This window comes from Vibrio sp. YT-19(2023), assembly GCF_033337395.1.
In genome coordinates, this window is record NZ_JAWOQN010000774.1 from 1 (window position 1) to 597 (window position 597).

The window sequence follows — 597 nt, forward strand, 5'->3', positions numbered from 1 at the left end:
ACCCAAACACTCATCGATACATCGCGGCCTTTGCCACTAAACAATTTGATTGCAGCATACGCAATAAAGCCTAGGGTGATACCTTCTGCAATAGAGAAAGTAAGCGGCATCACAAGACAAGTTACAACGACTGGAGATGCTTCAGTTAGGTCACGCCAATCAATGCTCACCAAGCCAGAAAGCATCAAAATTGCTACATAGAACAATGCACCTGACGTTGCATACGCAGGGATCATACCCGCTAGTGGCGAGAACAATAGTGCAAGCAGGAAGAGTACACCAACAACCACTGCGGTTAGGCCAGTACGACCACCAGCAGCTACGCCCGAAACACTTTCAATGTATGAAGTCGTGTTTGACGTACCTAGCAACGCACCAACAGAAGTCGCTGTTGAGTCAGCAAGTAGTGCTTTGTTTAGACGAGGAATGTTGCCATTCTCATCCGTTAGACCGGCTTTTTGAGAAACGCCAACGAGCGTACCAGCCGTATCAAATAAGTCGACGAACAAGAAAGCGAACACAACAGAGATCATGCCGACTTCAAATAGACCCGAGAAATCCAATTGTAAGAATGTTGGTGCGATACTTGGTGGTGTT

The 597-nt window shown here is 46.7% G+C and carries 1 protein-coding gene; it reads right to left on the reverse strand.

Features of this window, described 5'->3' with window-relative positions; all coding sequences use genetic code 11:
* A partial coding sequence (locus R7E78_RS28395) for an NCS2 family permease (protein WP_318058916.1) occupies positions 1–597 on the reverse strand: 597 nt, incomplete at both ends.